The organism is Rhodococcus sp. EPR-134 (assembly GCF_001647205.1).
Classification (GTDB): domain Bacteria; phylum Actinomycetota; class Actinomycetes; order Mycobacteriales; family Mycobacteriaceae; genus Rhodococcus_F; species Rhodococcus_F qingshengii.
In genome coordinates, this window is record NZ_LVCT01000496.1 from 1 (window position 1) to 5,380 (window position 5,380).

The 5,380-nt window shown below is 61.9% G+C and carries 6 protein-coding genes; 5 read left to right on the forward strand and 1 reads right to left on the reverse strand.

Annotation, left to right across the window (positions count from 1 at the left end; genetic code table 11):
* The 4 genes from A2J01_RS22790 to A2J01_RS22805 form a co-directional block, all read left to right on the forward strand.
* Positions 1-626 (forward strand): IclR family transcriptional regulator (locus A2J01_RS22790; RefSeq protein ID WP_064113648.1); only part of this gene is annotated, 626 nt, incomplete at its 5' end.
* A gap of 118 nt (positions 627-744) precedes the next feature.
* On the forward strand, positions 745-1,215 hold the full coding sequence (locus A2J01_RS22795; RefSeq protein WP_007735511.1) for an NfeD family protein: 471 nt from the start codon (positions 745-747) through the stop codon (positions 1,213-1,215).
* Positions 1,212-2,027: a slipin family protein gene (locus A2J01_RS22800; protein ID WP_050656912.1), complete on the forward strand. Its 816-nt coding sequence runs from the start codon at positions 1,212-1,214 to the stop codon at positions 2,025-2,027. Before A2J01_RS22795 ends, A2J01_RS22800 begins: the two co-directional genes overlap by 4 nt.
* Positions 2,028-2,085: 58 nt before the next feature.
* Entirely contained in the window at positions 2,086-3,324 is a 1,239-nt protein-coding gene (locus A2J01_RS22805; protein ID WP_064113649.1) for an HNH endonuclease signature motif containing protein, read from the forward strand.
* Between the two features lie 65 nt (positions 3,325-3,389).
* On the opposite strand, the gene A2J01_RS22810 is transcribed toward A2J01_RS22805, so the two are convergent.
* A complete protein-coding gene (locus A2J01_RS22810; RefSeq protein ID WP_054827440.1) occupies positions 3,390-4,097 on the reverse strand; it encodes a pyridoxamine 5'-phosphate oxidase family protein in 708 nt (235 codons plus the stop codon).
* A 97-nt stretch (positions 4,098-4,194) separates the two neighbouring features.
* Here A2J01_RS22810 and pdxR point away from each other — a divergent pair.
* A partial coding sequence (pdxR, locus tag A2J01_RS22815; protein WP_064113650.1) for a MocR-like pyridoxine biosynthesis transcription factor PdxR occupies positions 4,195-5,380 on the forward strand: 1,186 nt, incomplete at its 3' end.

The window sequence follows — 5,380 nt, forward strand, 5'->3', positions numbered from 1 at the left end:
GCACCACGCATCGATTGCTGCAGTCGCTCGTCGACGCGGGATTTCTCGAGAAGGACGACGCAACCAGTCGGTATCGCATCGGCGCGGCGCTGGCGGCTTACGGACAGGTCTCCTACCGGCAGCATCGGATCTATCTGTCCGAGCCCTATTTGGAGCAATTGGCCGCGACGACAGGAGCATCCGCCTCCCTGGCAGTGCGAAGCGGAAGTGAGGTGGTGTTGCTCGGATTCAGTCGGTGGCGCGAGGCCGACGGGCACGTGCTGCAGGGTGTCCGCCTTCCCTTGCATGCGAGCGCACTGGGGAAAGCCTTTCTGGCTTGGTCCGATGTCGACGATTCCGAGCTGGCTGCGCTGCCACGTGAAGCGACCACTCAGCGTGCGATCACCGATGTCGCCGGTATCCGCCGGGAACTGGAACTGACTCGTGAGCGAGGATACGGATTCAACGACGAGGAGTTGACCCCGGATTTCCGAACGATCGGAATTCCGATCATCGATGGATCTGGCACTGTGCGTTACGCTCTCGGGCTTCGTGGTCCGGTCGAGCTGATGATCGACGAACGGATTCCGTTTCTCGCCGACCTTGCCAAGGTGACTGCACGACAGATCGGTGAGGTCCTTCTCTGACGTGATGTGAAAGCGCTTGTGGCAGATCCGGCCGAACGTGATTACCGTTGAAGTCGAGGGCGCGATCGCACAATGGCTACGCGACGTGACCGCGTCCTCGCGAGCGTGGAGACGAGTGATGACGACGATCGGTGTCGTTGCCCTGTTGCTGGGCGTCCTGTTGATTGTGGTCGAGGCGCATGCCCCAACCGCGGGGGTGCTCGGTGCGCTTGGAGCACTCATGATCGGTGCCGGCGTCTGGATGCTCTTCACATCCGACGGTATCGGCCAATTGATCGCGATCCCTGTGACGGCGGGGGTCGCGGTAGTCGGCCTGGGCGTGGTGGCGGTAGCGAGTCGAAAAGCGCTTACCGCGCGCCGCGCTCCCGTGCGTACGGGGACGGAATCTCTTGTCGGCTCGGACGCGACCGTTCGCAGTTGGACCGGTGCGCAGGGTCAGGTCGAGCTCGACGGCGGATTATGGCGTGCTCGAATGGAATTCGGGTACGACGATTCTGTGCCTGCCGTGGGCGAATCCGTCGTCGTAGAGCAGGTTCGAGGCCTGACTCTGAAAGTGCGCCGTCGTGAACCGTGGGAGCTGCCGCTATGACCACCGTGCTTGTCGTGTTGTCCGTGTTTGTCGTGCTGATTGCAGTCCTTGTGGGCATGTCGGTGAGAGTTCTGCGCGAGTACGAGCGCGCGGTGGTGTTCCGCCTCGGTCGACTGATCACCTTGAAGGGTCCTGGTCTGGTGATTCTGGTGCCGGCGATCGATCGCATGGAGCGGGTCAGTCTGCGAACCGTCACGCTGAAGATACCGGTCCAAGAAGTGATCACTCGCGACAACGTCCCCGTGAAGGTCACCGCCGTCACGTACTTTCGGGTCGTCGACGCTGACCGTTCGATAGTCGAGGTCGAGGATTTTCTGGCCGCCACCTCACAGATCGCCCAGACCACACTGCGCTCCATTCTCGGTAAAGCTGAGTTGGACTCGCTGCTCTCCGAACGTGAACGGCTCAACGAGGACTTGCAGAAGGTAATCGATCAGCAGACCGAGCCGTGGGGAGTCAAGGTCACGACCGTCGAGATCAAGGACGTCGAGATTCCGGCCAACATGCAGCGCGCCATCGCCAGGCAAGCAGAGGCCGAACGAGAGCGGCGAGCCAAGATCATCAACGCCGACGCCGAGTTTCAGGCTTCGGCCAAGCTCGCCGAGGCGGCCGAGGTGATCAGCCGCAATCCGACCACCCTGCAGTTGCGTTATCTACAGACGCTTCACGAGATCGGTAGTGAGAACAACTCCACCGTTGTCTTCCCCTTGCCGCTGGATCTTGTCCGGCCCTTTATCGGTGGCGGAGTTGCGGCAACTCCCGCGACCCAAGAACCTGCCCGTTTCGTCTGGAATGCGAAAGTTGTTGATTAGCATCTAGTTTCGGTTACCATCCCTTGTATTCGAAACTTTGTTCGATTAAACTTTGAGCATGGACAGTCGGGATGCGTGGCAACTGGATGGCGAGGACCTCAAGGGTGAGGTTCTGGATCTGGTGCGTGTCCGGCACGAGTTGCAGTCGCGGATGGTGTTGCTGATCGTGGAGATGTTTTCCCGGGAGGTTCTCGGGGGGAAGGGTTTTCGGGCGATCGCGCAGTGGTTGCATGGTTCGACGAATCTGGAGATCGGTGAGTGCAGTCTGCTGGTCGGGTTGGCGCGGTTGTTGATGCTCGAACCCGTTGTCGGCGATGCGTTTCACCGTGGTGACGTGGACGCGTTGAAAGCCCGTCAGGTGGCGTCGTTTTGTCAGCATCCGCCGAAGAACATGACCCTGGCGGATGTGGACAAGGCTCGCGGGATTCTGTTGGGTTTGGCGTCGAAGAACATCGCCGATTGTGATGCGGTGCGGGCAGCGATTCGGCGGATCGAGAAGCAGTACGGCAAGCGTGAGGACGGTGTTCCGGTCGGCGAGGATTCCGAACGTAACGAGTTCTACGCCTCGAAAGGCTTGTACGGGCGTGTGTCTGTGAAGGGTGACTTGGATGCTGTGAATGGGGCCCGTCTGATCACGTTGCTGTCGAGCCTGTCCGCGCCGACACCGGAGAAGGACGGTGTGAAGGACACGCGTACTCCGGCACTACGGCGGGCGGATGGGTTTTGCGAACTACTGCGGCGGTACGAGCGGGCGGGGTTGGGTCCGATCGAGGGCGGAGTGAAACCGCACATCACGGTGACCGCGTCGGCGAAAGACATGACCGACCTCCAAGCGTTGAAGGACTTGCTGCCGTCGACCGAGGAGTTGGGGTTCGCGTGGGCGGATTGGGTGGGCCCGATCAGTATCGATACCGCGCGGATGCTGGCGTGCGACTGCACCGTCACCCGGATCCTCCTGGACGAGAACGGTGTTCCGCTCGACTGCAGCAAAGAAGCAAGGACCGCGACGGTACCCCAGCGGCGGGCGTTGGCGGTTCGTGATGGTGGGTGTGCGTTTCCGGGATGCGGGACTCCGTCGGGGTGGTGCGATGCCCATCATATTGTTCACTGGAACGATGGTGGCCCAACAGATCTCGACAATCTGATCTTGTTGTGCGGTCATCACCATCGGACGCTGCACCACACGGAGTGGCGGGTGGAGATCGGCCCCGATCGAAAGACGGTGTTCTACCCACCGATGTCGGTTGATCCGTATCAGCATCCGATCGGCGGGAACAGCCCACCCACAGCAGCCTGAACGGGCGCAACTGAATACGTACACACCGGGGCTTAGCCATGCCCCGGTGTGTACGGCGTGTGCGGTCAGAGCATCGTCGAGATATGGTCCGGCAGCGCGACACCGGAGTCGAGATCCTCGGACGGGATCGGTTCACCGAAGTGCGTAGCTGCGGGAACTACTCCAGCCCAAACGGTTTCGATACCGATGTCGGCGGCATCGTCACCGGGGCCGCCGGTGCGAGCCTTGACGGAAGCCTCGTACAACGGCAGCGCAAGAACGATGGTTGCCACCATTTCCTTGCGCGTGTGATCCCGCAAGTGTTGGGAACGTCCGGGAACCACCTGGTCGACGATCAGATTCAAAGCCTTCACGCGTTCGTCGCCGTCGGTCACGACTCGAGGTGATCCGATGATGACGCCGCTGCGGTAGTTCATCGAGTGGTGGAAGCCCGACCGAGCCAACACGAGCCCGTCGAGGATCGTGATGGTGATGCAGATTTCGCTGTCGGGAGCCAAGCTCCGTGAAGCGACTGAACCGTGAACATAAATAGATCCGCCGCGGTCGGGGCCGTCGAGGTCGAACCCGTAGGCGGTGGGAAACACCATGGGAACTCCGCCGACGGTCACACCCATGTGGCACAGCTTCGCGGACTGCAAGACGTCGACGAGTGCCGCGCGTTCTGCGACGCCGTGGTGGCGGGCGCGCTTGTGCGTCGTACGTGCTGTCGGGGACAGCGGAATAGGTGCAGTGGGGGCAGGAGCAGGGGCAGCAAAGACAACGGAATCTGTCATGCAGACAATGCTGGTGGCAAAGTGGCTTCAAGTCATGGTCCAATCAGTGGAGACTTCGATAGGCCACTTCGATTTGCCACTTCCGGGAGGGTTCTGAATGTTTCTGCCTTCGGCGGTAGCCGTCGTCCTCGACCGGACAGATCGGCGGGCGCTCCCGGTCCAGATTGCCGACCACCTCAGAGCTGATATCCGCAGTGGTAAGGCGGCAGTGGGTCTGAGGTTACCCAGTTCCCGGAAGCTGGCGGCGGAGCTCGAGGTGGCGCGGGGCGTCGTGGAACGGGCGTATGAGCAGTTGATCGCCGAGGGTTGGCTTGTCGCTGTGCACGGCTCAGGCACCTTCGTTGCCGAGGCGCCCTCCCCCATGGTCACTCCCACGACTACACCGAAGAAGGCCGCCGACAAGATGTCACCCAGGGTGCAGCTCCGGCCGGGCGTGCCGTGGACGCCACCGCGTGCATCGGCAGCGTGGCGGCGGGCGTGGCGTGACGTCGGGTCCAAACCGCCACCTTTCGAGGATCCCGATCCTGCGGGTGACTACGAATTGCGTTCGGCACTATCGGAATTACTGGCAAGAGCCCGCGGAATGTCGGTTGAACCCGAGAGAATCCTGATCACCTCAGGTGCCACGCATGGTCTCGGCCTCGCCCTGTCGGCTCTGCGTACCCGTGGTGCTGTTCTGGCGATGGAAGATCCCGGATACCGGTATGCGTCCTCGGCCGCTACAGCCTGTGGATGGTCGCTGCTCGAGGTGCCCGTCGACGCTCATGGTCTCTGTGTCGACCAACTCGAAACTGCGTCGGAGAGCGTCCGTGGCGTGTATGTGACACCGTCCCATCAGTATCCGACGGGTGGGCTGCTTCCGGTAGGTCGGCGCAACCAGTTGATCGAGTTCGCCCGCGTCCGCGACGTCGTCCTGTTCGAGGACGACTACGACTCCGAATTCCGTTACGACGTAGCGCCTTTGCCTGCGCTTGCCCAGTTGGCTCCTGATCGGGTGGTGTATCTCGGAACAGTTGCCAAGACGCTCGGCGCCGGAATTCGATTGGGCTGGTTGGTGGCTCCCCTCGACCTGGTCGACCGCATAGCAGTACACCGCAAGCGAATCGGCGACTTCCCGTCGGTTCCACTGCAGCAAGCACTCCTGTCCCTGCTCCGTGACGGCGAATGGGATCGAGCGGTACGTACCGCCCGGCGCAGGTACCGGGAGCGTGATCGGGCGGTCGAGGAAGCACTGTCATCGTTCGGTGAACTGCGGGGTCTCGGCGCCGGCATGCACACGACGC

What these genes read in the sequence shown, in the direction of transcription:
- A2J01_RS22795 (WP_007735511.1), top strand. Translation starts at nt 745, where the DNA reads ATGACGACGATCGGTGTCGTTGCCCTGTTGCTGGGCGTCCTGTTGATT.
- A2J01_RS22800 (WP_050656912.1), top strand. Translation starts at nt 1,212, where the DNA reads ATGACCACCGTGCTTGTCGTGTTGTCCGTGTTTGTCGTGCTGATTGCA.
- A2J01_RS22805 (WP_064113649.1), top strand. Translation starts at nt 2,086, where the DNA reads ATGGACAGTCGGGATGCGTGGCAACTGGATGGCGAGGACCTCAAGGGT.
- A2J01_RS22810 (WP_054827440.1), bottom strand. Translation starts at nt 4,097, where the DNA reads ATGACAGATTCCGTTGTCTTTGCTGCCCCTGCTCCTGCCCCCACTGCA.